This window comes from Halobacillus massiliensis (assembly GCF_900166625.1).
Lineage (GTDB): Bacteria > Bacillota > Bacilli > Bacillales > Halobacillaceae > Halobacillus_A > Halobacillus_A massiliensis.
Window position 1 is genome coordinate 1,712,125 of the sequence record NZ_LT800499.1, and the last position, 26,629, is coordinate 1,738,753.

Here is a 26,629-nt window from a genome sequence, read left to right on the forward strand (position 1 = left end):
AAAATAGACAGCGGAATTAACCTCTTAGCGTAAGGAGGAGGATCGCTTATGAAAATCACCAGTATAAAAATGAAAAAGATGCTGGAAGATCGTTTAAAAAACGATAAATGGAAAACTAGCTTTAATAGAGATAAAGATACGTTTCGAATTGAATGGAAAGAAACAGGAAAAGGGATTACGATTACCCTGCCAAATGTTATCGCTAAATATGAAGGCCGCGGTGAAGCAGCACTTGCTGAGCTTGAAGACCATGTAAAAGAAGCTCTCAAAATTATGAATAAGACACACACTCTGGAGGGAAAGGAGCAGCAAATTTTCCCTGTTATTCGTGCAGGTTCTTTTCCAAAAAAGACATCAGATGGCAATAAGCTGCTTCATTCAGACCATACAGCGGAGACGACTGTATTCTATGCTCTAGATCTTGGTAAATCTTATCAATTAATAGATGAAGCCATGGCAGAAGAAGAAGGATGGACGGCTGAAAGAATTAAGGAAGTAGCCAGCTTTAACGTTCGCTCTCTCCCAGTGGAAATGAAAAAGGATACGGTATACGGAAATGATTTTTATTTTCACTCCACGCAAGATGGCTATGATGCCAGCAGGATCTTAAATGAAGCACTGCTTGAAAAGTTACAGGCTGAGTTTGAAGGGGAGCTGGCAATCAGCATCCCGCATCAGGATGTAATTATTTTTGCAGACGTAAAGAACCCTGAAGGCTACGATATTTTAGCTCAGATGGCGATGAAATTTTTCGCAGAGGGAACCATACCTGTTACATCACTGTCATTTTTGTATGAAAATAAAACATTGGAACCTATTTTTATTCTCGCTCAAAAAAGGCCCAAACAGAATAGAAAGGAAGATTGATTATGGATGTATTCTACAATCCTAAAGGAGTAGGGGATGTTTTAATTTTCCCAATTGAAGAAGGCGATCGCCTTCTGACAACATTTAAAACATACGGGGATATAGTAAGAATTACAAATAAAGAAAATGGAAAGCTGCTCGGCTATAATATCTTTAACGCCTCCCGTCACTTCAGTCTTGAAGAGGAAGGGAAAATTGTCCTAAATGAAGGGCTTCTAAACGAGATAAAGCAGCTATTTGAAAAAAATAATTTAGAAGACAATCTTAATTTCGATCTTTCTCCAAAGTTTGTAGTTGGTTATGTAGAAGAAAAGAGTCCTCATGAAAACGCAGATAAGTTAAGTGTGTGTCAAGTAAACGTTGGGAATGAAACCCTTCAAATCGTATGCGGAGCTCCGAACGTGGACGCGGGTCAAAAGGTTGTTGTTGCAAAAGTAGGAGCGACTATGCCAAGCGGTATGAAAATAAAGGACGCTCAGCTGCGCGGAGTTGATTCAAGTGGAATGATCTGCTCAGCAAAAGAACTGGGCTTAGAGAATGCCCCTAAAGAAAAAGGGATTCTCGTATTAAATGAGTCCTATGAAGCAGGACAGCCTTATCAATTTTAAGCCAAAAGAAGTAAAGGGGAGACAAATACTATGCCCTTTGCTTCTTTTTTTGTCTAAAGATCACTTTTTTAAGGGAATGTAAACCAAAAAGCCGGTAAAACCTGTTAAAATATACATATCCTTAAGTATTTTAAAGAAAGTGTGAGATAGATGTGGAATAACTTTAAAAACAAACTGAAACAGTTTCTTGAGCCAGAAGATGAACAGAACTACACAACAAAGAAAAACTTATCACCCAGAAAACAGGACAATCAGGAACAAAAAGAGTCTGTGGCTAATACTAGGATGACTTATAAGTACCCGAAGCAGGGGAATTTTCGTTTTCCTGTCATTCCTGACCAACAAGACTCTAAACATGAATCTAATCAGGAACCTAATGAGAAACCTGAAGAAAAGCCGCCTTATAAAGAGCGCCAGCCGAGAAGACAGAATCGAAGCTACCCTTCTTACGTATCACAAGATTACAATGAATCTTATAGAAGGAAGAAGAAAAAGCCTGAAATAGAGAGTAAGCAGGATGAACCGGCCGTTCCTTTCACGCCTTCAAATGTTCCTTCGCCTATTTTTGGATTTCAGCCAAGAAATACACCAAAGAGCAATGCGGAAAAATTGTTTGGTCCAAGGGAAGAAAGTGGAAAAACAGCAAGTATGGAACAGGCCAGAATCGATGAGGAACATTGGCAGTCTGTTCGACAGCGAGTATTAAATTCTAAACCTAACATGGGGGAGCTGCCCGTTGAAAAAGCAAAAGCAAGCCAGCCTTCAAGTATAGAACAGGCACGTATCGATGAAGAACACTGGCAAGCTATCCGTCAGCGTGTCCTTGGTAAAATTGGAGCACAAAAAGAAAGGCAGCAGCACGATGATAAAGCTGACAACTTTCATAACGATAAAGACGATGAAATTGACCAAGGGACTTTAGAGTCAGCTGCTTCAATAGAAAAGGAAAAACAGCAGGAAAAAGATAGTATAGATCCTGAGAACAGTGGAACGGTAGATAATTTAGAAGAAAATTTTATTTATGAAGATGAACCAGAACATGAACCAACACTGGAAGTTCCTTATCTGGAAGAAGAATCAGTTGGAAACCCGAGTGAAGAAATAAGTTTCTATCCAGAAGAAGCAGAAGAAAATCAAGGGTCAATAGCAGTTCAAACAGAAGATGACGTTTCTCATTTAAATGAACCAGAAGATAACCATTGGCCGGAAGTTCCTTATTTCAATGAGGAAGATCTTGAAGAGCATAATGAAGAAGAAGAGCCAGTCCATGAAGCTCCTCAACTAGAATATAATGCAGCTGACTCTCTGGGCGATGATGATTTTTATCAGTTTTCAACTCAGGAACAAGAGAGTTCTGTCGAAGAACTTCAGCAACATGAAACAAGTCGAGAAGCTAAAGAACAGTTCAGTGATGGAGTGCAGCATACAGAACAAGAAGCTCATAAAGACGATAGCGCTTCGAAAATGAACATTCAAAAGGAGACGCGTACTCAAGAACGGAAACTAGATTCAAGAACTACAGAAAGAAGAAGTGTTCCGTTTAATGTACTAATGACTCCTAGAGATAAAAGAACGAGAGACAAGCAAAAAAAAACTTTAAATAGTTTGTCAGTTGCTGAGCAACCATCTGAAGAGGAAAACAAGGAGTACTTTACACCTCTTCATCTCCTTAATGATAAAGATCGAACGGCAAGTCAGGACGAAGCCTGGGTGAAAGGTCAAATGGAATTGCTTGAAACCACTCTTCGACAGTTTCATGTAAGGGCGAAAGTTGTCCACGCTATGAAAGGGCCGGCAGTTACTCGTTTTGAAGTCCAGCCGGAGCCGGGAGTTAAAGTTAGTAAAATTACAAACTTATCAGACGACATTAAACTTAGCATGGCAGCCCGTGATATTAGGATAGAAGCACCAATTCCTGGAAAACAGGCCGTTGGTATTGAAGTACCGAATCAAAAGGCTGAAATGGTCGGACTGCAGGAAATTTTTGAATCAGAAACTTTTACAACAGAAACGTCACCACTTACTGTCGGATTAGGTCTTGATATAGGCGGTGACGCTGTTGTTACAAACTTAAAGAAAATGCCGCATGGTTTAATTGCTGGAGCTACAGGATCAGGAAAGAGTGTGTGTATTAACACCATCCTTATAAGCATGCTCTACAAAGCCCATCATGACGATGTGAAGTTTCTTTTAATTGATCCGAAAATGGTAGAGCTTGCCCCTTATAACGGCTTGCCGCATCTCGTATCACCAGTCATAACTGATGTTAAAGCAGCTACGACTGCACTAAAATGGGCAGTAAAAGAAATGGAAGAACGCTATGAAAAGTTCGTAGCGGAAGGCGCCCGGGATGTAGAGCGTTATAATGAAAAAATGCTTAAACAGGGAAGAGCTTCAGAAAAGCTTCCATACCTTGTCATCGTTATCGATGAATTGGCAGACCTCATGATGGTTTCTCCTCAAGATGTTGAAGATTCTATCTGCCGTATTGCACAAAAAGCGAGGGCATGCGGTATTCATTTACTCCTTGCTACCCAACGTCCGTCTGTTGATGTTATTACCGGTTTAATAAAAGCTAACATCCCTACTCGGATTGCATTCAGCGTCTCTTCCCAAATAGATTCCCGTACCATTATAGATACAGGAGGAGCCGAGAAGCTGTTAGGAAAAGGGGACATGCTCTTTATTGAAAATGGTTCCGGCCAGTCACGAAGAATTCAGGGGGCATTTGTTTCTGATGATGAAATCGAGAGAATCACTGGATATGTAAAGAGGCTTGCCCCGCCAAACTACCTGTTTGAGCAGGATGAACTAATTAAGCAGGTGGCAACGGAAGAGGAAACAGATGCTCTTTTTGAAGAAGCAGTGGAATTCGTATTAGAACATAATGGAGCGAGTGCTTCCTTACTCCAACGAAGATTTAAAGTAGGATATAATCGTGCTGCCCGTTTAATCGATCAGATGGCTGAATACGGAATTATTTCCGAATCCAAAGGAAGCAAACCACGGGATATTCTGCTTACAAGACAGCAGGTTGAAGAAATGAAGGCTAGATAAGCAGTTTTCTATAAGGGCTTGTGAAAAGCTCGCTAATTCTATATGATTAACAGAGAAACTGCAAAAGACGGACCTAAATGTTTAAGGAGTTTATTCATGAAAAAAGAAATAGAAAAGAAGTTAAACGGTGAAATTTCCCGTTTAACCAACAAAACTTTTAAATTTGATCAGCGTGTAGCAGAGGGGTGGTTCTCTGCTGTCTACTTTCTTAAAACAAAGAAAATAGTAGAAAACTATCTGGAAGACAATATCGTAACAATGCAATTTTTCCAAAAGGATTATGCCGTTCTCTGTGGAACTGATGAAGCTATTGCCTTAATTCATACGTTTGGCAATCATCCAGAAGACCTTGAGATTCATTCTTTAAAAGATGGAGATCGAATTGAGCCGTATGAAACCGTGATGACCATTACGGGTCCATACCAGAACTTCGGCTATCTTGAAGGCATTATTGACGGTATTTTAGCGCGCAGAACTTCTGTCGCCACTAATGTTTATAATGTGGTAAAAGCTGCCCGTACTTCCGGGAAAGAGAAGCCTGTAATTTTTATGGGAGACCGTGATGATCATTACACCCAACAGGCAGGAGACGGGTATTCAGCATTCATTGGCGGTTCTACTGCTCAGGCCACTCATGCTATGAATGAATGGTGGGGGAAAAAGGGTATGGGAACCATGCCGCATGCCTTGATACAAATGTTTAAAGGAGATGTCGTAGCTGCATCAAAAGCTTATAGTTCTCAATTCCCCGATGATGACCTTGTGGCTCTTGTGGATTATAACAATGACGTTATTACAGATTCGCTAAAAGTCGCCCGTGAATTTGGGGATGAATTAAAAGCGGTAAGACTCGACACCTCAAGAACTTTGGTGGATAAATATTTCTTAAGAAATGAGCATCTAATGGGGACATTTGATCCTCGTGGTGTTAATCCTGAACTCGTGTTTGCTTTAAGGCGGGCGCTTGATGATGAAGGTTTTCAACAGGTGAAGATTATGGTCAGCGGAGGCTTTACTGAGGGACGAATACGTGCTTTTGAGATAGCCGATGTACCTGTGGACATGTATGGAGTCGGAGGAAGCCTTCTTAAAATCAATATAGGTTTTACCGGGGATAATGTCATTATTAACGGAGAGCATGAAGCTAAGGAAGGCCGAAGGTATCATCCGAATCCGCGTTTAGAGAAAGTGGATTATACACAGGTATAAATCCTAATAATTCTAAATAGAAGCTTGCTCTTTTCCGAAGTCTGTAAAAGAGTAAGCTTCATGTTGTTTTGCGCTTTTTCTGAAGAGTTTTCCGTGTTAGAATAAGTTATTGATTTATTGAAAAAGAATATGTAAACAAAGCATTCGCATGCTAAGAAAAGTTACATATAATACTTAAAGTGTTCCACTTTACTTTGGAGGTTCTTATGTATGACTACTTACCATTTTGTTGGTATAAAAGGAACAGGAATGAGTGCGCTCGCACAAATATTGCATGATTCAGGTGAGGATGTGCAGGGCTCTGATATAGAGAAACACTTTTTTACAGAAGCTGCTTTAAATGAAAAGAATATAACTATTTTGCCTTTCTCTGCTGACAACATCCATGATGGGCTTACTGTGATTGCAGGAAATGCCTTTAACGATGAGCATGAGGAAATAGTCAAAGCTAAGAAGCTTGGACTTCCTTATTTCCGTTACCACGAATTTTTAGGGGAATGGCTCAGTCAATATACAAGCATTGCCGTAACCGGTGCTCATGGAAAAACATCAACTACAGGTTTATTAGCCCATGTCCTTACCGAGAACTACCCAACCTCTTACTTAATTGGAGATGGGACAGGTAGAGGGCATGAAGACAGCAAATATTTTGCTTTTGAAGCCTGTGAGTATCGTCGTCACTTTCTTGCGTATCATCCCGATTATGCGATAATGACAAATATTGATTTTGATCACCCAGATTACTTTACGAGCATAGACGATGTTTTTCACGCCTTTCAGCAGATGGCCAAACAAGTAAATAAGGGGATTATTGCTTGCGGAGACGATGAACATTTACAGCATATTCAGGCTAACGTTCCTGTATTATATTATGGTTTATCGGATACGAATGATTTCCAGGCCCAAAATATAAGCGAGAATGAAAATGGAACGTCATTTGATGTTTTTGTTCGTAATACGTTTTATGCAACTTTCACAATTCCTCAGTTTGGGACACATACGGTGCTAAATGCACTGAGTGTTATTGCCTTATGTCATTATGAAGATATGACATACGAACAGATCAGCAAACTTTCAACCTTTGGTGGTGTAAAACGGAGATTTGACGAAAAAGAATGGAATGATCAAATTTTAGTTGATGATTATGCTCACCACCCTATAGAAATTACTGCAACTATTGATACGGCTAGAAAGAAATATCCTGGTCGTGAACTGGTTGCTATCTTCCAGCCGCATACGTTTACGAGAACAAAAGCTTTTCTTAATGAATTTGCGGAAAGCCTTAAACTAGCTGATGATGTATATCTCTGTGATATCTTTGGTTCTGCACGCGAGGACAGTGGAAAGCTTACGATAGAAAATCTTCAAGAACTTATTCCGGAATCCCAAATTCTTGAGCTTGAAGAAACACAACAGCTTAAACACCATAAAGAGAGTGTGCTATTATTTATGGGGGCTGGGGATATACAGAAATTCCAAGAAGCTTATGAGAGACAAAATCAGGAAAAAAGCGTGTAATTTTTGCACGCTTCTTCTATTTTTGTGAATTTATAGAAGGATTTTTCATATAAATCAGCGAATATATTATCTATAACAATTAGTGTTTATATTTTTTGCCTCAGTGGTACATACTAATTGTGGTAAATACATATTGTGGAGGAGTGTAAGGCCTTGGATATGGTTATCATCTTGTACATTGCAGCATTGATTGCGGCTGTCGCCTTTGCAGTGCTTGTGATCTTTATTTCAAGAACACTGATGGCAGTGCGCCGTACAATGAACAATGTAGCAGACACCCTGGAAGGTGTAGAGAAACAAATGGAGGGTATGACCCTTGAAACTACAGCATTATTGAATAAAACCAATAAATTAGCTGAAGATGTAGGCGAAAAATCGCAAAAGTTAAATACCTTAGTCGATGGAATTAAAGGAATTGGAGACTCTGTTCAAGAGTTTAACCAGTCGATTCGCAAGTTTTCGAAGGGTTTACAAGATTCCGCCCACAGCCACACGGATTCAGCAGCCCAAGCCATGAAGTGGGGACAGGTTGCTTTGAATTTATGGAAGCAAAGCAAGAAAAATGATATTAATCAAACAGGAGGCAGATTGTAATGGGGAATCAAAATTTAAAGAATCAAGAAAAGTCTACGGGTAAGGATTTTGTTTTAGGCTCACTAATTGGAGGAACAGTAGGGGCATTGGCAGCATTGCTTCTCGCTCCTAAATCCGGTAAAGAACTTCGCGGAACCATCAACGAAAGTTCAACTGAATGGAAGAGTCGTGCTGGAGAATGGAAAGATCGCGCTGTTGATTCTTCTTCCCAGTTCTCTAAAAATATTTCAGAAAAGTCCCAGGAATTTGGAGCTAAAGTAAAAGATTCTACAAAGGGTCTGCAAGGAAAAGTAAAAGGCAGTAAGAGCAGTGAAGATGATGAAGCAGAAAAAGCTGCTCAGGAAGTCGCTGATGCTATAGAAGAAGCTGCTCAGGAGCTTGAACAGCAGCAGAATTCTACTACCTCATCAAATCTTTAATGAAAAAGTCAGAGGCTTATTACAGCCTCTGACTTTTGCTTATAAAGGAGTGTCCATAATGACGCAGGTGCTTAACTCAAAAGTAATGCTGGATGAAGCAATAGAAGATAATAATATTTTCCTATTATTGAAGCATAGCTTGACTTGCCCGATCAGTGCTTCGGCAAAAAGAGAATTTGAAGCATTTTGTGCAGAATCTGATTATCCTTGTTTTATTCTAAATGTCCAGGAAACAAGGAATTTAAGTCATTCAATTGCAGATGAATATAAGGTAAAACACGAATCACCACAAATTCTTTTATTTAAAAATAGTAAAATTGTGTGGAATGAAAGTCATGGAAACATCACACATACTGTGTTAAGAGAGAAAGTCAGCGAGCTTTAAGAAAAGTCCTTTTAAAGGATTTTTCTTTTTTTTTATTATTTTCTATAAAGAATAATTCTGAAAAGGGTGACAAGATCGATAATATTAGCTATAATTGTCCCTAATTATCTAGATTATAATTATTCATACAACAAACTTATTATGTAGGAGGATTTGTGATGAGCAACCAACAACTAGACGAGCTGCGTGGTCAGCTTGAAGAGGTAAACTTACAGCTTTTGAATTTAATCAATAAACGCGGTGAACTGGTAAAGGATATTGGCCAGATCAAAGAAAAGCAGGGCATGAACCGCTTTGATCCAGTGAGAGAACGTGTCATGTTTGACCAGATCACAGAAAAAAATGATGGACCATTTGAAGATTCAACGGTCGTACACCTTTTCAAAGAAATCTTTAAAGCTGGACTTGAGCTCCAGGAAGATGACCATAGAAAAGCCCTTCTAGTTTCACGTAAGAAAAAGCCTGAAGATACAATCATTGATATTAAAGGTGAAAAATTCGGTGACGGGAACCCTCACTTCGTGATGGGGCCATGTGCAGTAGAAAGTTATGAACAAGTTTCTACAGTTGCTGAAGCTGTTAAGAAGCAAGGGCTTAAATTATTACGTGGAGGAGCTTTCAAACCTCGTACATCTCCATATGATTTCCAGGGGCTGGGAATTGAAGGTTTGCAAATCCTTAAAGAAGCTGCAGATGAACATGATCTAGCGGTTGTAAGTGAAATTGTCAATCCTGCTGATATTGAAAAAGCAGTGGATTACCTCGACGTCATTCAAATTGGCGCACGAAATATGCAAAACTTCGAACTGTTGAAAGCGGCAGGTTCCGTTAATAAGCCAGTCCTTCTAAAACGCGGTCTTTCAGCTACAATTTCTGAATTCATTAATGCCGCAGAATACATTATTTCTCGCGGGAATGGAAACATAATTCTATGTGAGCGTGGGATTAGGACTTACGAAAAAGCAACGCGTAATACATTAGATATCTCAGCAGTACCAATCTTGAAACAAGAAACACACTTACCGGTTCTAGTGGATGTAACACACTCTACGGGCCGAAGAGACCTGCTGCTTCCTACAGCGAAAGCGGCATTGGCTGTAGGTGCAGATGGGGTAATGGCTGAAGTTCACCCTGACCCTGCGGTAGCTCTTTCTGACTCTGCACAGCAAATGGATATTCCAACCTTTGAAAATTTCATGAAAGAACTTACAAAATAAAGGGGAATAATAAGTCAGGCTGCTTTTTTTCAGCCTGACTTATTTTTTTGTTGAATGAAAATCCGTTATAATAGGGAAGGTATGTATAAGGATAAGAAAATAGTCGAACATTGCGGAACATAGGCAACTGTCGTATGATTATTTTATTAATAAGTCGTTGACGTGTTCGACGAAGGAGGATTCAGTATGAATGTAACTATTTATGATGTAGCAAGAGAGGCCAATGTATCAATGGCTACGGTTTCCCGTGTAGTTAACGGAAACCCAAACGTAAAGCCGGCCACCCGAAAGAAAGTGCATGAAGCTATTGAACGTCTCGGGTATCGTCCAAACGCCGTTGCCCGTGGACTTGCCAGTAAGAAAACAACTACGGTTGGAGTTATAATCCCTGATATCTCAAGTATATTTTTTGCGGAACTTGCAAGAGGAATTGAAGATATTGCGACAATGTATAATTATAATATTATTTTAAGCAACTCCGATCAAAATAAAGATAAAGAACTTCACTTAATTAATACCATGCTTGGAAAACAGGTAGACGGCCTTGTCTTCATGGGTGGTAAAATTACAGAAGATCACATCCGCGAATTTAAAAACTCCCCGGTGCCTGTAGCGCTCGCAGCAACAGTGGATGAATCAGGTGAGACTCCATCTGTGAATATTAATTATGAAGAGGCTGCTTTTGAGGCTACAGAACTTCTATTATCCCATAACAATAAGAAAGTAGCCTTTGTCTCAGGGCCTGAGAATACAGAAATCAATGAGCAGAAGCTTGTTGGGTATAAACGTGCATTGAAAGAAAACAATGTGGATATAAATGAAGATTTAATAACGGCAGGAGATTACTCTTATGATTCAGGACTGGAAGCTTTTACACAGCTTTGGAGTGCTTCGGAGAAGCCTGACGCTATCTTTGTTTCTTCTGATGAAATGGCTCTAGGAGTTATTCATGGAGCAATGGATAAAGGTTTATCTGTACCGGAGGATGTTGAAATATTTGGTTTTGATAATACACGACTCGCTACAATGGTTCGTCCAACACTTTCAACAGTCGTTCAGCCAATGTATGATATCGGGGCTGTAGCCATGAGACTACTGACGAAATTTATGAACAAAGAAGAGGTTGAAGAACAAAATGTAACTTTACCTCACAGAATTATCGAAAGAAACTCAACACAAAGAAAATAATGCCGATATAAATACCGATACAGTATTTTTATCGGGGAGAGAGATGAATGAGTAAACGGGATTTATTGACCCCTCTGGGCATTACTCTTGGTTTTTTTATGGTGGTATTTGGCATCATGACAAATGCAGGAGCAGGCGGGGCAGAAGCCTTTTTAGACGGTTCTTCGGTCATTATTGTGATAGGGGGGCTGTTTGCTGCTTTACTGGTGAACTTTAACTTTAGTGAAATGAAGCTGACCGTTAAAGTTGTGAAAGAGGCTTTTAAAAAAAGCGACACAGATCTAAAGCAGCTCATTCAATTATTTGTAGGTCTCTCTGAGAGAGCGCGTAGAGAAGGTCTGCTTGCACTTGAGGCGGAACTGGAGGAAGTAGAAGATCCTTTTATAAAGAAAGGAATCCTTCTATCCGTTGACGGCATAGAGCCGGAAGCGATTCAAGATATTATGAACGCTGAAATTACAGCTATTGAAGAACGTCATTACAGGGGGCGTGCCATCATTGAAAAAGCTGGGGAGTATGCCCCTGCGTGGGGAATGATAGGGACGCTTATTGGATTGGTCCTTATGTTGGAGTCTTTAACTGATCCTGAAACACTGGGACCTAAAATGGCGGTTGCTTTGCTCACCACTTTATACGGAACGCTGCTCGCCAACTTAGTATTTCTTCCAATGGCCGGCAAACTTGTGAATAAAACGGACAAGGAAATTTTTTCAAAGCAAATTATTATTGAAGGTGTAATCGGAGTACAATCCGGACAAAATCCTAAGGTTTTAGAAGAAAAGCTAAGTGCCTTTCTTTCAGAAGAAGACAAGCGAATTCCTGAAAAAGCACAAAAACCCGAAGCGATTGAGGATGCGGCAAATGAAGCGCAGGGATAAAACCTTAAAGAAGACTTCGGGAATCCCTAAATGGATGTCCACATACGCGGATATGGTTACATTGATTTTAGTTTTCTTTGTTTTGCTTTTTTCTATGTCTCAAATAAATATGGTTAAGTTTGATGCCGTAGCCGAATCCTTTAGGAATCGAATGATTTTCGATTTCTATCCATCTCCTTTAGAAGAAGCCAATCCTACCGAGAAAGCATCCATAGAAGAGAATGGGGAATCCAGCAACGAATTCGAAGAGCCTGTAGAAGCTCATAAACTAGAAAGTGAAAATGTGGTAAGCCAGCCTGATAATCTGGATGAAATTATTAAGGAAGTCGAAAGATTTCTTGAGACTAATGATTTACAGGATATTATTTCAGCAGAGAGAACAGATCGTGGAGTCGTACTTGTGCTCCAGGAACAGTTGTTATTTAAAACCGGAGAAGCCGATATACTTAAAAGTGGAGAACCTTTCTTGCAAAAAATCGGGGAACTGCTTGAGCAGATACCCAATTATGTAAAAGTAGAAGGACATACGGACAATCGGCCGATTTCGACTTATCAATACCCTTCAAATTGGGAACTTTCGGGCGCAAGAGCCGGAAGTGTCATACGGTTTGTAACCTCGAAAAATGAAAATATTAATCCTGCACGATTATCAGCTGTCGGCTACGCAGATACCAGGCCGAGCGCTCCTAATAATTCTGAAGAGAATTGGGAAAAAAACCGCCGGGTCGAGATTATCATTTTATCTTCCGATTATACTCCTTGACTGCGACCACTCAGTTGGGTTTATTTTCAGTAATTTGTAGTAAGCCAAAAAAACGAGGCACCTCTAACGGTGCCTCGTTTTTTTGATTATATGGAAGAATTGTATTTCTTTTGATTATGGATGAATTGCATGCAGCTGGTTAAAACTTTATTATTTTTTTCAGTAATCTCTGCTTTTCGTGGAATCGGCTTATAGGAGTGCTCTCCATCTTCCCATTGGGATGGAAGGTCGACTGGTGAGGACTTTTGCCAATGTGAAACCCAATCGGCAGGCAGCGGTCCTGAAAATGGCTCTCCAGTACTCATCACTTTCCAAAGTTGAGACCATGCTCTTGGTACGACTCTCCAAATATCATAGCCGCCTCCTCCAAGGGCAACCCACTTCCCATCACAATATTTATGAGCGAGTTCGTGAGCAATCATTGGAATTCTTTCATAGATTTTCATTGTTGAACATAAGTGAGTAAGCGGATCTAAATAATGGGCATCGGCACCGTTTTGGGTAATAATAATGTCAGGCTGGAAATATTCTACAATTTCATTGAAAGCGTATTCATATACCTCTAAAAAGGATTCATCTTCCGTAAAAGCGTCGATTGGCAAATTAAAAGAATAGCCGTAGCCTTTCTTTAAGCCCCGCTCATTGACATTCCCTGTGCCGGGAAAAAGGTATCTTCCTGTTTCATGGATGGAGAAGGTGCAAACATTTGGGTCATCATAAAAAGCCCATTGAACACCATCACCATGGTGGGCGTCTGTATCCACATAAAGTACTTTGTAGTCCGTATGTTTTCGTATATATTTAATCCCGACTGCTCCATCATTATAGACACAGAAGCCAGAGGCTTTTCTTTCAAATCCGTGGTGCAGCCCGCCGCCCAGGTTGAGAGCGTGCTTTGTTTTCCCTTGGATAACGGCATCAATGGCACTTAAAGTACTCCCAACTAGCAGGGATGAAGCATCGTGCATCCCTTCAAACATCGGTGTGTCTTCCGTTCCGATTCCATATTCAAATCCTTGTTCTTCACTTAACAGCCCTTCGCTTGCACGTTTAACTGCTTCCACATAAGCAGAGCTGTGAAAAAGCTTCAGGTCATCCTCAGAGGCCATTCGCGGAGCGATTATCTGATCTTCTCGCAATGCCTTTTCCTTTTCAAGCAAATCCTTTGTCATCGTTACTCTAAGCTGGTTAAATGGATGATCATCTTTAAATTTATAAGAGATAAATTCATCCGCAAATACAAATTGGGAGTCACATCTCATGAGGAAGCCCCCGGACTCTTTGGCCACAGCACTTCATAGTCGGCTGCTTTTAAATCTTCTATGGTCGGTAATGGATTCATCGTTTGAATCCGTACCACAATAATCTTGTAATGAGGATCAGCTTGATAAGGATAAATAAGAACAGAGCTAATATTTACTTTTCTTTTTCCAAAAATCTGCATGACCTGGGGAAGCATTCCAGGCTTGTTTGGTACTTTAATCTCTATTTGAGAACTCTGCACATGAGTACCAGTTAATTGAATAAGCGTGTAAAGCATGTCTTTTTCAGTAACTATACCTACTAGTTTTTCATTCATTACTACAGGAACACAGGCAATTTCCTGTTCATAAAAAATGGAAGCGATTTCTTCTACGAAATCAAGCGGGTGGACAGTTGTAACGGGTGTCGTCATGATGGATTCAAGAGGATTAGACAGCTGTTCAGCTTCTTCCTCAGTATTGTTATCCAAAATGGAGGGACTCGCATCCCGAACATCACGATCAGAAACGATACCTACGACGGAGTAATGCTGATCGACGATGGGGATATGGCGAATATGATGCTGGTTTAATAAGTTTATTGCTTTAGCAATAGAATCTGAAGGTGTTAACGTAATTACTTCTCGTTTCATCACTTCTTCAACAAGCATTTTAAACTTCTCCCCTTGCTTTTCTATATTTGTTTCTCGTTAGAAAGCGAAGCTGGTCAAATTGTTCAATTGATTCTTCAGGTACGTTTTTTCCTATGCGTACCATGAGACAGTTGGCAGGGTGGGAGATAATTTCTGGATCATCGGTAGGTGCGGGCTTTAATCCGCCTGCTCCCATCATTTTTTCCATGACCTTTCTGTAATCCCATATGCTTAAGCGTGTACCTTTTAAATCCCAGTGCCAGTAATACTCTGTGGAAATAATAATATAGTTTTCCATGTATTCATCCTGCATGGATAATTTCAAAAGTCTTGAGCCTACCCGGTAACCTCTGAACTCGGGAGCTACTTCTATAGCGCCGAGTTCAATCAAGTCTTCCATATTCCCTTCAGACCAGCGTTCCATAGGGTCAGGATGAAGGTAGGTAACATAACCAATAATCATGTTATCGTGAATCGCTGCATTAATTCGTCCTTCTTCAAAATCAGCAATACTTTTTAGGGCCTCAAATTGTTTGGCAGGCGGTCGAAAAGCGTTCAAATCTTCGTGAAAAGAATATTGACTTAGCTCTTCGGAAGTAAGGGGGCCCTGGATAGTCATAACTCCATCGTTTATTTCAAAAGTTTGCTCATAAAATGTTTTAACATGTTCCATAGCGTCACCACCTATCAAAAAGGATCTTTTTTACTACCTACATTATACATGAGTCGAGAGAAATTTAAATTATCAAACAAAAATAACTTCCAGCACTAGTAAATTGCTGGAAGTTATCTTGAGATTACTCATTTTCGTTTGATACTACTGAGGTATCTTCTTCTACAGAGGTTTCTTCCCCGGATTCAGAATTGTCTTCAGTTGCATCTTCTGATGTTTCTTCTGAGTCATTAGAGCTGTTGTTATCTTCAGTATCGGAACTGCTGCCTCTGTTATCTGAGCTGCTGTTAGCTTCTGAACTGGTATTGCTGGTAACGGGCTCAGGGTTTCCTACTTGCACAGTTGAAGAAAGGTCTGATGATTGACCGAAGTAATCGACTGCACGAACAGCATAAACTCCGTTTCCTTCAAGGCTGTAGCTTGTTCCACGTGTGCTCCCGATTTGGGAGAAGGAGCCGTTGTTGCTGGAGGCGCGATAAATACGGTATCCTACTACGTCACCACTTGATGATCGTGACCAGGAAAGCTCAGATGAACCAGCAGAGACATTTCCGGGTGCTGAAGGATTGGCATTATCGTTGTCAACTCTATCTCCTCCGTTCGAATCAGAGGAAGAAATACTTACATTTGTCCAGCTATCCGGAATTAAGTGTTTAAGAACTTCCGAAGAATCATAGTTATTCTCCTCAATAAATTCACGGGTGAGGGTCACTCCTCCGCCTTCATTAATAATAAATTCATTAGGGGTACTGTTTCCAGCAGGGTATATGTCTCCTTTGATTTTTACAAAATCTCCATCTCCGTCTCTTAAGCTGTCATCTTTCTTCGTCGGTGCATATTTAGAGATATAAAGATCACTTCGGGACAGTCCAGCTGATGAACATAGGTCTGTAGATAGTAATCCAGACGTTGCACAGTAGGATTTTGATTCGATTCCTCCGGGACGCTCAAAACCGCTGTCTGGTGCCATTAGCTCTGGCCTAATTTCAGTCACCGCATTAACCACCTGTGCCCAAAGTCCTGTATTTCTCTGGCTGTAGCCGTTGCGATTCAAATATTCCTTATAGTCGTAGCCCATCCACATACTCATCGTGACATTAGGATTTGTTGCTATGAACCATGCGTCTCTATAATCTTGTGAAGTACCTGTTTTACCTGCCCAGTCGACTCCAGAATGAGTCAGCTGATTTTTTAGGCCGGCTGCTGTACCGGAACTGAGTACATCTCTCATCATATCGATCATTAGATAGGTGGCCTGTGGACTGAATACATCTGTTTCTTCAGATTCATGTTCATAAATGACTTCGCCATCTTTTGTTTCAATTTTTTCTATCATATAAGAATCTACAAATTTACCCTGATTACCGAAGGTTGCGTAGGCATTTGTAATTTCTTCATTCCTTACGGCCACTGACCCTAATGCAAGAGAAGGGTACTGAGAGGCTCCTTCAGAGATTGTGGAGAAATTCATTTTCGCCAAATACTCTCCAGGATTTTTATCGAGAAATGAAACATACGATTTAACAGCAGGGATGTTTAGTGACCGCTTTAAAGCATCTCTGGCTGAAACCAATCCTCTATATCCTCCGCCATAATTCCCTACATCTGTGTTAGTCCCTGGATATTGGTACGGTACGTCAGCAAACACAGTTCCTGGGTGGATTTCACCCATATCGATTCCTGGACCGTAAGCAGTCAAAGGCTTCATCGTGCTTCCCGGTGATCGAGGACGAGTCATATGGTTAACTTGACTATTTGCATGATTACGACCACCGATAAATCCGAGAATCTTACCTGTTGAGTTCTCAATCAGCGTGCTGCCTACTTCGGCCTGAATTTCTATAGTTTCTGATTCACCGTCTTCTCCGTCAGTAGTCACCGTGCGATTCGAATCATAGTTCGTATAATTGTCTTTCACTTCCTGCATCACTTCGTAGATCTCTTTATCAATGGTTGTATGAATCTTATAACCGCCTGAACTTAATTCACGTTCAGCAAGTGATTTATATTCAGCTGCAAGCTCCTCATCTCCATTGATATCTTTCATGGAAACTCCGTCCTGCTCAGCTAGATATTCTGTCATTTTTTCAATAGATCTCTTGTTCGCTTCGTTAACGAGGAAAGGATACTTTTCCCGGGCTCTTGAAGAAGGCTCGCGAAGGTTTTCCTTTAAATCAAATTCTAATGCTTCATCATAATCTTCTTTTGAGATGTATCCTGTGTGATACATCCGGCTGAGAACTTCCTGCATCCTTCTGATTCCATGCTGAAGGTCTTCATCAGATTTCACTTCACCGTTGTTATAGAAGGGTGTATAGCTGAATGGATTTTGAGGGATCCCCGCTATAAATGCGGCTTGTGGTATGGATAATTCATCAGGAGCGACCCCAAATATACCCTCTGCCGCTGTTTTTACACCTGCTATGTTATCTCCATTTGCGTTTCTTCCAAATGGAACAATATTTAAGTATGCTTCCAGGATATCTTCTTTTTCAAAAAATTTCTCCATTCGCATAGCGATAAGTATTTCTTTTGCTTTACGTTCAAAAGATACTTCATTTGTTAAGATTTGATTTTTAACAACCTGCTGGGTGAGAGTACTACCGCCGGTTTGAACGGCAGCGTTTGTTGCCTCCTGAAACAAAGCTCTAAGTACGGCTTTAGGGACAACTCCTTCATGGTCTTCAAAATACTGATCTTCTGTAGCAATAATCGCATGTTTCAAGCTGTCCTCAACATCCTCTAAAGGAATTGCATCCCGGTAAAGATCTGTCCTGACATTCCCAAGTACTTCTTCTTTGGAAAAGTACATTTGCGAGGTTTCTTCATAGTTGTAAATATCTGCTTGGATTTCTTCTGGACTCTGGGCAGGCTGGTCTTTAACAAGGAAGGCAAAAAATCCCGCACCAACTCCTCCTGCAAAGAATAAACCTACAACGCCCAGTAAAATAAAGAAGAGGATGACATTCCAGACGACATCATATCCAATACTAAAATTCTTCTGGATTGTGCCGCGCTGCCATGAAGACTTCGTATTCCCCCATAGTGCTTTCATTCTTTCTCTTGGAGGCTGGGAATTGTTAAAAAAAGATTTTGTTCCTTTCATTGAACTACCCCAAAGGGATTTCGTTTTCTCTTTCAAGGACTTTACTTTCTGTAAAAAAGAGTCCCAGTTTATTTTATTTCGATTACTATTAGACATAAAAAGACCCCCTAAATTCCAAATAATATTATAACATATGAGGCAAATAACAGACATATATCGATAAAAAATGCAGTTGATTTTCGAAGTGATTTATGCTATAAATTGGATTACAGTTAAATGAGCGAGCTATGAACGATTGAAGTAGAGAATTATTCCCTGTATTCAGAGAGCTAACGGCAGGTGAAAGTTAGCACAAAATAATTTTCGAAGTACGATCGGGAGCATCTTCTGGTGTAAATCAGAAGACGGTGAAGAGCCGTTATTTTGAAAGAGTGGCACATATAATGTGCAATTAGGGTGGTACCGCGAAAAGACCTCGTCCCTTAACAGGGAGGAGGTCTTTTTTTTTGATCATAAAAAGGAGTGAACGAAGGATGGAAATACTACAGGATCTAGAAAAACGAGGACTTATTAACCAGATAACAGATGAAGAAGGACTAAGAAAGCATTTAGATGAGAATCAGGTAACACTTTACTGCGGGTTTGATCCGACAGGAAACAGTTTGCACATTGGACACCTCCTGCCAATTTTAATGCTTAAAAGGTTTCAATTAGCCGGACACCGTCCGATTGCTTTAGTTGGAGGCGGGACTGGAATGATCGGGGATCCGAGTGGACGATCTGCCGAAAGACAGCTTAATTCAGCTGAAGTCGTGTTAGGTTACAGTGACAGCATAAAAAAACAGCTGGCTAAGCTTCTGGATTTTGATCAAGGTGAAAATGCAGCAGTCGCTCGTAATAACCATGAATGGCTTTCAGAAATGACGATCATCGATTTTCTTCGTGACACCGGCAAGCACTTTGGAATAAACTATATGCTCGCTAAGGATTCCGTAGAGTCACGGATCGAAAGTGGTATAAGCTTTACTGAATTTTCCTACATGATTCTGCAGTCTCTGGACTTTAAAAAGCTAAACGATAAAGAAAAATGTACCTTACAAATTGGAGGAAGCGATCAGTGGGGGAATATTACAGCAGGGCTGGAATTAATCCGTCGTTCAGCTGCTGGTGATAAAGAAGTGGAAGCATACGGACTGACGATGCCTTTAATTACTAAGTCAGATGGTTCAAAATTCGGAAAAACAGCGGGCGGTGCTATCTGGCTTGATCCAGAACAGACCTCCCCTTATGAGTTTTACCAGTTCTGGATTAACACAGATGACCGTGATGTCATCAAGTTCTTAAGATATTTCACCTTCCTTTCCCATGAAGAAATTACCGGACTGGAGAAAGAAGTACAAGCCCAGCCGGAAAAAAGAGCGGCTCAAAAGCGTCTGGCTGAAGAAATGACAACGCTTGTTCATGATGAAGAGGCACTTCAACAGGCTCAGCGCATAACAAAGGCCCTGTTTAGCGGTGATATTAAAGATTTGACGGGTGAAGAGATCGAACAAGGTTTTAAAGATGTGCCCGCATATGAAACCGCAGAAAAAGAGGCAGCTCTAATTGAACTGCTCGTTCAGGCAGGGATCTCATCTTCCAAACGTCAGGCAAGAGAAGATGTAAAAAACGGAGCGGTTTACATTAATGGTGAGCGAAATCAAGACATTCAGCATACGATGACAGCTGAAGATCGAATAGAAGACAAGTTTACAATTATACGCAGAGGAAAGAAGAAATACTTCCTTATTCGCTACAAAGGCTAAGAAGAGAACCGTGGATTTCCACGGTTCTCTTTAATTTTTAAAAAATTGGGCTGGAATTACTTTTAGAGTCCGTAGGAGCAGTTGTTTTTTATGTGAGACTCCCTTAACGGGGGAAGAGCTCCGTGTAGTTTGGTATAGAATCTGGCCTGGGGAAAGACTCGCTTTCCATGGGCAAACGGTGAGCTTCTTCAAGCTAAAGCCTTCCGGGATCTCAATCTTGTTCTGTGCTCCCATAAGGCTTCTGTGATTCTCAAAAGATGAGAATTTTGTTCCGTATGCCTGAAATAAAAGGATCGGGCCAGGGGAAACAACTCGCTTTCCATGGGCGAACGCTGAGCTTCCTCAGGCTAAAGCCTTCCGGGATCTCACCCTGTCCTATCCTCCCATAGGAGTCTCGCCGTTTCCCCTGGCCCTTTGCGTTTATTAGGAGTAACGGAACCCTTACGTATGATTCCAAATGTAGAAGAGATTCCTACAAACATAGCGTTCCGTATTCACTATAAAAGTTAAAGAGGCTGGGAAATGGCGAGACTCCTGCAGGGAAATAGAGCCATGGTGAGATCCGCGAGTGCAACAAGCTAGCTCACCGGATCCCCGCGGAAAGCGAGTGATTTCCCAGCCTCGTTTCTCTAACTACAGTAAACGGAACCGTCTTTTTCCCCTTCTCAGAAAAGATCCGCGAGTGGAACGAGCTAGCTCTTTGGCTTTCCGTAGAAAATAAGTAATTTCTCACCCCTTCCTTCAGAAACGGACCAGCTTTATCTCTTCTTAAAAGGGATAAGAAACGTTTGGAAACGATTAACACTTATATTTGTGAGTAGAAATGCCAAAATATAAACGCTCCACTTAAAATTTGTGAGGAGGATTTTTCATGAGAAATAGAAATATTCAGTGGCTTCCCATTGTTGCTTCCATCGGAATTGGTGCAGCAACTTACAGTATGATGACAGGACAGGCGAATCAACTGCCGCAAATGCTTCAAAGCGCAGCTAGATTTGCCGGCGGGATGCAGCAAAACTCACAATAAGGAAGAGCAAAAGGAAAACCTTCGAAGAAAATCTTCGGAGGTTTTTTTAATTTCAGAAAATATGTTGATGAAAGCGTTTTTATATGCTACCGTACAGACATACAATTCACATATAAAATTTAAATTCACATATGTGAATAAAAAGGAGGTATATATGGCGATCGTTAAATCGGCTGATCGAGTGATGAGCATTTTTGAATTATTGAAGGATTATCCGACAGGTCTAACTCCAAAGGATATAGCAGAGAAGCTGTCAATGCCTCAAAGCAGTACGTTTCACTTAGTTCAGACACTGTGTGCGCGGCATTACCTTTCAGTAACAGAGAGAAAGACTTATAAGCTGGGACCAAAGCTCATCCAGGTAGGTACAAAAGCGCTGGAGATCATGGATGTAAATGTAGAGGCGCAGCCTTATTTGAGAACTCTGATGGAGAAGACGGAAGAGACAGTTTTTATGGCGGTTATGATCGAGCGGGAGATGGTCTATGCAGCCAAGGTGGACAACTATCGATCGGTTCGCACAGGTGCTCAGATTGGGATGAGAAAACCTCTGTATTGCACTGGACTTGGAAAAGCTTTTCTAGCATTTCTTCCTGAAGAAGTTTCAAATGAAGTGCTTAAAGACCTGGAATTGGTGGAGGTTACGAAAAATACAATTACTGATCCGGAGCTTCTTAAACAGCAGCTCGTTCAATTTAGGCGAAAGGGTTTTGCGATTGATGATGAAGAGAATGAAACTGGGCTGTACTGTCTGGCTGCTCCCATTTACAATGCGGCCGGAGAAATGATTGCTGCTGTAAGTGTTGCCGGTCCTAAAAGAAGAATGATGGTCCGTCGCGAAAAATTAATTGAAGAGCTTTTATTAACAGCACGGAAAATATCCGAACAAAATGGCTATTAACAAATTGGTTTAGAAAAGAAATAAAAGCGGGCATTTATGCCCGCTGCAGAGGAGAGAATAAGATGTCTAGTACTGCTGGATTAATATTACTTGCTGTATTTGGTGTAGGGCTGCTGCTATTTCTTGTGATTAGAACGAAGCTTCAGGCTTTTATTGCTCTGATCCTTGTCAGTTATATCGTAGGTCTTTTATCAGGTATGAGCCCTTCTGATGTACTTACTGCCGTGTCTGAAGGAATGGGAGGGACAGTAGCCGAAGTAGCGATCATTATCGGAATTGGGGCGATGTTTGGTGAAATTCTGAAGGCCTCCGGGGGAGCCGAACGTCTTGCACTCACTCTTATGAACAAGTTTGGAGAAGAACGAGTAAACTGGGCACTCGTGTTAACTGGTTTTATTATTTCAATTCCAGTTTTTCTGGATGTTGCTTTTGTCATCCTCGTTCCGATTCTATACAGCCTGGCACAAAAAACAGGGAAATCCTTACTCTATTATGGAATTCCTTTGCTAGCAGGTCTTGCGGTCACTCATAGTTTTATACCGCCTACGCCAGGACCAATTGCGGTGGCTTCACTGCTAAACGCTAATATCGGCTGGGTGATTTTATTTGGATTTATTGCTGGTACTCCTGCTGCTATTCTTGCAGGGCCTGTATTTGGTACATATATTGCTAAAAAAATTCATGTGAATGTGCCAAAAGAGATGCTGGAAAATATGGCGGAGGATGCCAGAGGGAAAACATACGACAAGGATCTGCCAAGCTTTGGATTGATTGGATCTCTTATATTGTTACCTTTAGTTCTTATCCTTTTAAATACGTTTGGAAGTCTGTTGCTGGATGAAGGAAGTCTAGGTCTTTCTGTTGTCACATTTATTGGAGATCCAGGAGTAGCATTAACTATTACAGCGCTGCTCACTTTTTATTTACTGGGAATTCGACGTGGTCATACTAAGGAAGAAATTCAACAGATCGCAACGAAAGCATTGGAGCCTGCAGGTATCATTATTTTAATTACAGGAGCAGGTGGTGTATTTGGACAAGTACTTGTTGAAACTGGTATAGGAGATATTCTTGCTAATACGATGAGTGACCTTAATATGCCCGTAATTGTATTTGCCTTTCTCGTGGCTTCTGCTGTCCGGATAGCCCAAGGTTCAGCAACAGTGGCTATGGTAACGGCAGCAAGCTTAATCACCCCAATTATAGATACACTAGGTATCGAGGGGCCAATGCTTGCATTACTCGTAATTACAATTGCATCAGGTGCGACAATTGCTTCACACGTTAACGATTCCGGTTTCTGGATGGTTAACAGGTTCTTTGGTTTAACGGAAAAGGATACGCTTAAGTCCTGGACAGTTATGGAAACAATTATAGCTTTTGTAGGTTTTGGAATGACCCTTATTGTCAGTCTTTTTATTTAGAAGGACAGAAGCCCTTTTAATGTACCGGTCATATAGTTGTATTCCCCAAAAAGAAAAACCTCGCTGTTTTTATAAACAGCGAGGTTTTTAATGAAAGACTACTATTAACGAGAGTAGAATTCTACGATAAGAGCTTCGTTAATTTCAGCTGGAAGCTCGGAACGCTCAGGAAGACGGGAAAATGTTCCCTGACGTTTTTCTTCATCAAAAGTAACATATTCAGGAACAAAGTTGTTTACTTCAACTGCTTCCTGTACAATGTCTAAGTTTTGAGATTTTTCACGAAGGGCGATAACCTGACCAGGCTTCACACGGTAAGACGGGATGTCTACGCGTCCGCCATCTACAGTTACGTGGCCGTGGTTTACTAGCTGACGTGCTTGAGCACGAGTGCGAGCAAGACCTAAGCGGTAAACAAGGTTGTCCAAGCGGGACTCAAGAAGAATCATGAAGTTCTCACCATGGATACCTCTCATATTACCTGCTTCTTCGAATAGGCGACGGAATTGACGCTCTGTCAATCCGTACATGAAACGAAGCTTCTGCTTCTCCTGAAGCTGAAGACCGTACTCAGAAAGTTTTCTACGTTGGTTTGGACCGTGTTGTCCGGGAGCGTAAGGGCGCTTGTCAAGCTCCTTACCAGTTCCGCTTAAAGAAATGCCATAACGACGTGATTTTTTCCAGGTTGGACCTGTATAACGTGCCATAGGTATTTCCTCCTTTTATTTTATTTTGCATAAAATAAAAACAGTGTGTTCCAAATAACGCTGCACATTTTATTTTCATGCACCATCGCTCCAGCAGCAGAGAGTTACACGATGCACCTCTTAAATGAGGAATAAAATGAAACAGTCGCCGGATTCACATAGGCTGCCGTTTATTTTACACAAAGGCTATTATATATGTTTTATCAGTTGAAAGTCAACCTTTATTCGTATTTGCATGAGAAGAAATTTTAAAAGTGCAGGTTTAAAATTTCTTCAGAAAAGAAGGTTTAATAGAAAAAAGCTTTCAGAAAAAATTCTGAAAGCTTTTTCCTATTCTATAAATGTTTTTCTAAAGTTTTTACAAACTCTGTTAAATATTTTTCGTCTGTTTCGTCAAAACGGCCGACTGAAGGACTGTCGATATCGAGGACTCCAAATATCTCCCCATCTTTTAAAATGGGTACAACTACTTCTGACTGACTGGCCGCATCACAAGCGATGTGGCCGGGGAATTGATTTACATCATCCACACGCTGTGTTTTCTGTTCAGAGACCGCCGTGCCGCATACTCCCTTGCCTGAAGGGATTCTTACACAAGCTGGTAATCCTTGAAATGGTCCGAGGACTAGTTCATTTTCTCTCCAAATGTAAAAGCCTACCCAGTTTGTGTCTTCGAGAAATTGATTTAATAGGGCGGAAGCATTTGATAGATTAGCGATGGCATCTGGCTCATCTGTTAATAGGGCATCCAGTTGTTTAATGAGCAGCTGATACTGTTCTTCTTTTGTACCTTTATATTGAGTAGCTTGAAACATAATATTTCCTCCTCTTATGGTTGTTTCGACATGCGTCTGCTGAACATGTCGGTTATTGATGTACGATTCCTAAAGGATTATGAGCGAAAACCTCGAAAACTCTATAGTAGGGAGGAATCCAATATGAACCGCGAAATGAATACAAGACAAAAAGTGTTAGATGTTTCCTGTCGCTTGTTTTACAGCAATGGTTTTAATGGGACTTCTGTTCGGGACATCGCTAAAATGGCGAATGTTAATGTCTCCTTGATTCATTATTACTTCAAAAGTAAGCAAGGCTTATTCGAGTCACTGGCTATCCATTATTTTGAACCTTACCTTGAAATGATTGAGCAGGAAGCAGACAAGGGCCATGTAACCGATCTGCTGCCATTAATTAAAGGAATTTTACATTATAAACAGATCAATTATCAACTGTCTTGTTTAGTTTATCGTGAACTTTCTTTAAATACGGTGTTTGCCAAAGAGATGCTGGTAACCTATCTTGCAAAAGAAAACCATCTTCTTGCACAACTGCTTTTTCAGAAAAACCATAAAAGAGACCTTACCTATAGAGAAAATCTTTACCTGCTTCAATTTAAAGGATTAATCAATGTCCCATACATGATGCCTCAGGAACTTGAGGCACATATGACGGAAGAATCGATACAGCATTTCGTGAACATGTATGCTGAATTAATGATCAAAAAACAACCGAAAAGCAGAGAAAAAGCTATCCTTTCATGATCGATTGCTTCAGTTTATCATATCCCTGTTTGATACCATTTGGATGATGGGCATCAGAACCGTAAATTAGGCTGATGCCTTTTTCGTATGCCTCTAAAGCGAGGTTTTCAGGAGGATATGATTCCCGGCAATGTTCTTTTACAAGGCCGGCTCCATTGTAATCCAGCTGAAGCTTCTCTTCATAAACAGTATTGAGAAATGATTTGGCATACTGGTTCCATTTATCCGGTGAAGGAAACAGGTAATGAAATTTTCTAATCAGAGTCATGTGACCTATTCTCTGAGGTTTATAACGGCCTAAATCTGCTCGGACAGAGTCTGTTAAAAGGGAATAGTAAAGTCTATATAACTGATCGATCGATCCTGCCGCCTTACAAGCGTCTGAGAAAACCTCTGGGCTGTAATCAATACAAAACCACTGCTTTCCTAATGGAAGGAAATGGACGGACAATATGCTGTCATCCAGTCGGCTGCCATACTCATTTAAAAAGTTTTCCGTTTCTTTTTCGTATCCTTTAATGAAATCAACCTCAAAACCAAGTTTGATTTCAATCTGGGAGGAATATGATTTTTTCAGGGCTTCGATTTCTTTAATATAACTCTCTACCAATTGACGGTCCATGGCGCTGTCTTTAGCCGGCACAGGATCAGTAAAGTTTTCGGGAAGAGGTGCATGCTCGGCAAATGTTAAAGACTCATAATCGGCTTTAATGGCTTCTTCAATATATTTTTCAAACGGAGCTTTTGAACCATGGGGACAATAGGGCGTATGGACATGTCCATCCAGCATGCTAAATCCTCCTTCTTCGATTGAAATTATTGTAAATCTATTAATTAATTTGAAATAATTTAGCAAAATTAACTCTTCTCATGGTATCATAATAGACAACAAAAATTAATTTTTTAAC

24 protein-coding genes and 1 other annotated feature are annotated in these 26,629 nt (G+C 40.6%); of the genes, 17 read left to right on the top strand and 7 right to left on the bottom strand.

Annotated features, from left to right (window positions below; all coding sequences use genetic code 11):
• Positions 1-48: 48 nt before the first annotated feature.
• The 12 genes from B7E06_RS08475 to motS all read left to right on the top strand — a co-directional run bounded on the left by B7E06_RS08475 (position 49) and on the right by motS (position 12,703).
• The gene (locus tag B7E06_RS08475; RefSeq protein WP_082233562.1) at positions 49-867 is read left to right on the top strand and encodes a DUF1444 domain-containing protein; all 819 of its coding nucleotides are present in this window, start codon (positions 49-51) and stop codon (positions 865-867) included.
• 2 nt (positions 868-869) lie between these two features.
• Positions 870-1,475, top strand: coding sequence for a YtpR family tRNA-binding protein (gene ytpR, locus B7E06_RS08480; protein ID WP_082233563.1), 606 nt, complete (start codon positions 870-872; stop codon positions 1,473-1,475).
• Positions 1,476-1,625: 150 nt separating this feature from the next.
• Entirely contained in the window at positions 1,626-4,532 is a 2,907-nt protein-coding gene (locus B7E06_RS22075) for a DNA translocase FtsK (RefSeq protein WP_245807708.1), read from the top strand.
• A gap of 96 nt (positions 4,533-4,628) precedes the next feature.
• Positions 4,629-5,741, top strand: a complete 1,113-nt coding sequence (locus tag B7E06_RS08490; RefSeq protein WP_082233564.1) for a nicotinate phosphoribosyltransferase — start codon at positions 4,629-4,631, stop codon at positions 5,739-5,741.
• Between the two features lie 210 nt (positions 5,742-5,951).
• Positions 5,952-7,259: a UDP-N-acetylmuramate--L-alanine ligase gene (gene murC / locus B7E06_RS08495; RefSeq protein ID WP_082233565.1), complete on the top strand. Its 1,308-nt coding sequence runs from the start codon at positions 5,952-5,954 to the stop codon at positions 7,257-7,259.
• 159 nt (positions 7,260-7,418) lie between these two features.
• Positions 7,419-7,853: a DUF948 domain-containing protein gene (locus B7E06_RS08500; protein WP_082235963.1), complete on the top strand. Its 435-nt coding sequence runs from the start codon at positions 7,419-7,421 to the stop codon at positions 7,851-7,853.
• Complete coding sequence (locus B7E06_RS08505) at positions 7,853-8,272, top strand: YtxH domain-containing protein (protein ID WP_082233566.1); 420 nt, start codon at positions 7,853-7,855, stop codon at positions 8,270-8,272. Before B7E06_RS08500 ends, B7E06_RS08505 begins: the two co-directional genes overlap by 1 nt.
• 58 nt (positions 8,273-8,330) lie before the next feature.
• Positions 8,331-8,657 (top strand): bacillithiol system redox-active protein YtxJ, encoded by a 327-nt coding sequence (gene ytxJ / locus B7E06_RS08510; RefSeq protein WP_082233567.1) that lies wholly within the window; start codon positions 8,331-8,333, stop codon positions 8,655-8,657.
• Positions 8,658-8,815: 158 nt separating this feature from the next.
• Positions 8,816-9,874, top strand: a complete 1,059-nt coding sequence (locus B7E06_RS08515; protein ID WP_082233568.1) for a bifunctional 3-deoxy-7-phosphoheptulonate synthase/chorismate mutase — start codon at positions 8,816-8,818, stop codon at positions 9,872-9,874.
• 186 nt (positions 9,875-10,060) lie between these two features.
• Positions 10,061-11,062, top strand: a complete 1,002-nt coding sequence (gene ccpA / locus B7E06_RS08520; RefSeq protein WP_082233569.1) for a catabolite control protein A — start codon at positions 10,061-10,063, stop codon at positions 11,060-11,062.
• A 47-nt stretch (positions 11,063-11,109) separates the two neighbouring features.
• Complete coding sequence (gene motP, locus B7E06_RS08525; RefSeq protein WP_082233570.1) at positions 11,110-11,940, top strand: flagellar motor protein MotP; 831 nt, start codon at positions 11,110-11,112, stop codon at positions 11,938-11,940.
• Positions 11,924-12,703 (top strand): flagellar motor protein MotS, encoded by a 780-nt coding sequence (gene motS / locus B7E06_RS08530; RefSeq protein WP_082233571.1) that lies wholly within the window; start codon positions 11,924-11,926, stop codon positions 12,701-12,703. Before motP ends, motS begins: the two co-directional genes overlap by 17 nt.
• A gap of 86 nt (positions 12,704-12,789) precedes the next feature.
• On the opposite strand, the gene B7E06_RS08535 is transcribed toward motS, so the two are convergent.
• The 4 genes from B7E06_RS08535 to B7E06_RS08550 all read right to left on the bottom strand — a co-directional run bounded on the left by B7E06_RS08535 (position 12,790) and on the right by B7E06_RS08550 (position 18,472).
• Positions 12,790-13,965 (bottom strand): acetoin utilization protein AcuC, encoded by a 1,176-nt coding sequence (locus B7E06_RS08535; RefSeq protein WP_082233572.1) that lies wholly within the window; start codon positions 13,963-13,965, stop codon positions 12,790-12,792.
• Positions 13,962-14,615 (bottom strand): acetoin utilization AcuB family protein, encoded by a 654-nt coding sequence (locus B7E06_RS08540; RefSeq protein WP_082233573.1) that lies wholly within the window; start codon positions 14,613-14,615, stop codon positions 13,962-13,964. Before B7E06_RS08540 ends, B7E06_RS08535 begins: the two co-directional genes overlap by 4 nt.
• Position 14,616: 1 nt before the next feature.
• The gene (locus B7E06_RS08545) at positions 14,617-15,270 is read right to left on the bottom strand and encodes a GNAT family N-acetyltransferase (protein WP_082233574.1); all 654 of its coding nucleotides are present in this window, start codon (positions 15,268-15,270) and stop codon (positions 14,617-14,619) included.
• 124 nt (positions 15,271-15,394) lie between these two features.
• Positions 15,395-18,472 carry a transglycosylase domain-containing protein gene (locus tag B7E06_RS08550; protein WP_245807709.1) on the bottom strand — a complete coding sequence of 1,026 codons (3,078 nt, stop codon included), beginning with the start codon at positions 18,470-18,472 and terminating at the stop codon, positions 15,395-15,397.
• Between the two features lie 122 nt (positions 18,473-18,594).
• Positions 18,595-18,802: a binding site (T-box leader), on the top strand.
• A 47-nt stretch (positions 18,803-18,849) separates the two neighbouring features.
• On the opposite strand from B7E06_RS08550, the gene tyrS reads away from it, so the two are divergent.
• The 4 genes from tyrS to B7E06_RS08565 all read left to right on the top strand — a co-directional run bounded on the left by tyrS (position 18,850) and on the right by B7E06_RS08565 (position 23,473).
• Positions 18,850-20,121 (top strand): tyrosine--tRNA ligase, encoded by a 1,272-nt coding sequence (gene tyrS / locus B7E06_RS08555; protein ID WP_082233575.1) that lies wholly within the window; start codon positions 18,850-18,852, stop codon positions 20,119-20,121.
• Between the two features lie 871 nt (positions 20,122-20,992).
• The gene (locus tag B7E06_RS21840; protein ID WP_179134015.1) at positions 20,993-21,148 is read left to right on the top strand and encodes a hypothetical protein; all 156 of its coding nucleotides are present in this window, start codon (positions 20,993-20,995) and stop codon (positions 21,146-21,148) included.
• A 154-nt stretch (positions 21,149-21,302) separates the two neighbouring features.
• Complete coding sequence (locus B7E06_RS08560) at positions 21,303-22,049, top strand: IclR family transcriptional regulator (protein ID WP_082233576.1); 747 nt, start codon at positions 21,303-21,305, stop codon at positions 22,047-22,049.
• A gap of 62 nt (positions 22,050-22,111) precedes the next feature.
• On the top strand, positions 22,112-23,473 hold the full coding sequence (locus B7E06_RS08565; protein WP_082233577.1) for a GntP family permease: 1,362 nt from the start codon (positions 22,112-22,114) through the stop codon (positions 23,471-23,473).
• 104 nt (positions 23,474-23,577) lie between these two features.
• On the opposite strand, the gene rpsD is transcribed toward B7E06_RS08565, so the two are convergent.
• Both rpsD and B7E06_RS08575 read right to left on the bottom strand, forming a co-directional pair.
• Positions 23,578-24,180, bottom strand: coding sequence for a 30S ribosomal protein S4 (gene rpsD / locus B7E06_RS08570; RefSeq protein WP_082233578.1), 603 nt, complete (start codon positions 24,178-24,180; stop codon positions 23,578-23,580).
• A gap of 335 nt (positions 24,181-24,515) precedes the next feature.
• Positions 24,516-24,995 (bottom strand): GAF domain-containing protein, encoded by a 480-nt coding sequence (locus B7E06_RS08575; protein ID WP_082233579.1) that lies wholly within the window; start codon positions 24,993-24,995, stop codon positions 24,516-24,518.
• Positions 24,996-25,118: 123 nt separating this feature from the next.
• On the opposite strand from B7E06_RS08575, the gene refZ reads away from it, so the two are divergent.
• A complete protein-coding gene (gene refZ / locus B7E06_RS08580; protein WP_082233580.1) occupies positions 25,119-25,721 on the top strand; it encodes a forespore capture DNA-binding protein RefZ in 603 nt (200 codons plus the stop codon).
• Here the strand turns inward: refZ and hisJ are convergent.
• The gene (hisJ, locus tag B7E06_RS08585) at positions 25,708-26,511 is read right to left on the bottom strand and encodes a histidinol-phosphatase HisJ (RefSeq protein ID WP_082233581.1); all 804 of its coding nucleotides are present in this window, start codon (positions 26,509-26,511) and stop codon (positions 25,708-25,710) included. The two genes, refZ and hisJ, sit on opposite strands and share 14 nt — an antisense overlap.
• Between the last annotated feature and the right edge of the window lie 118 nt (positions 26,512-26,629).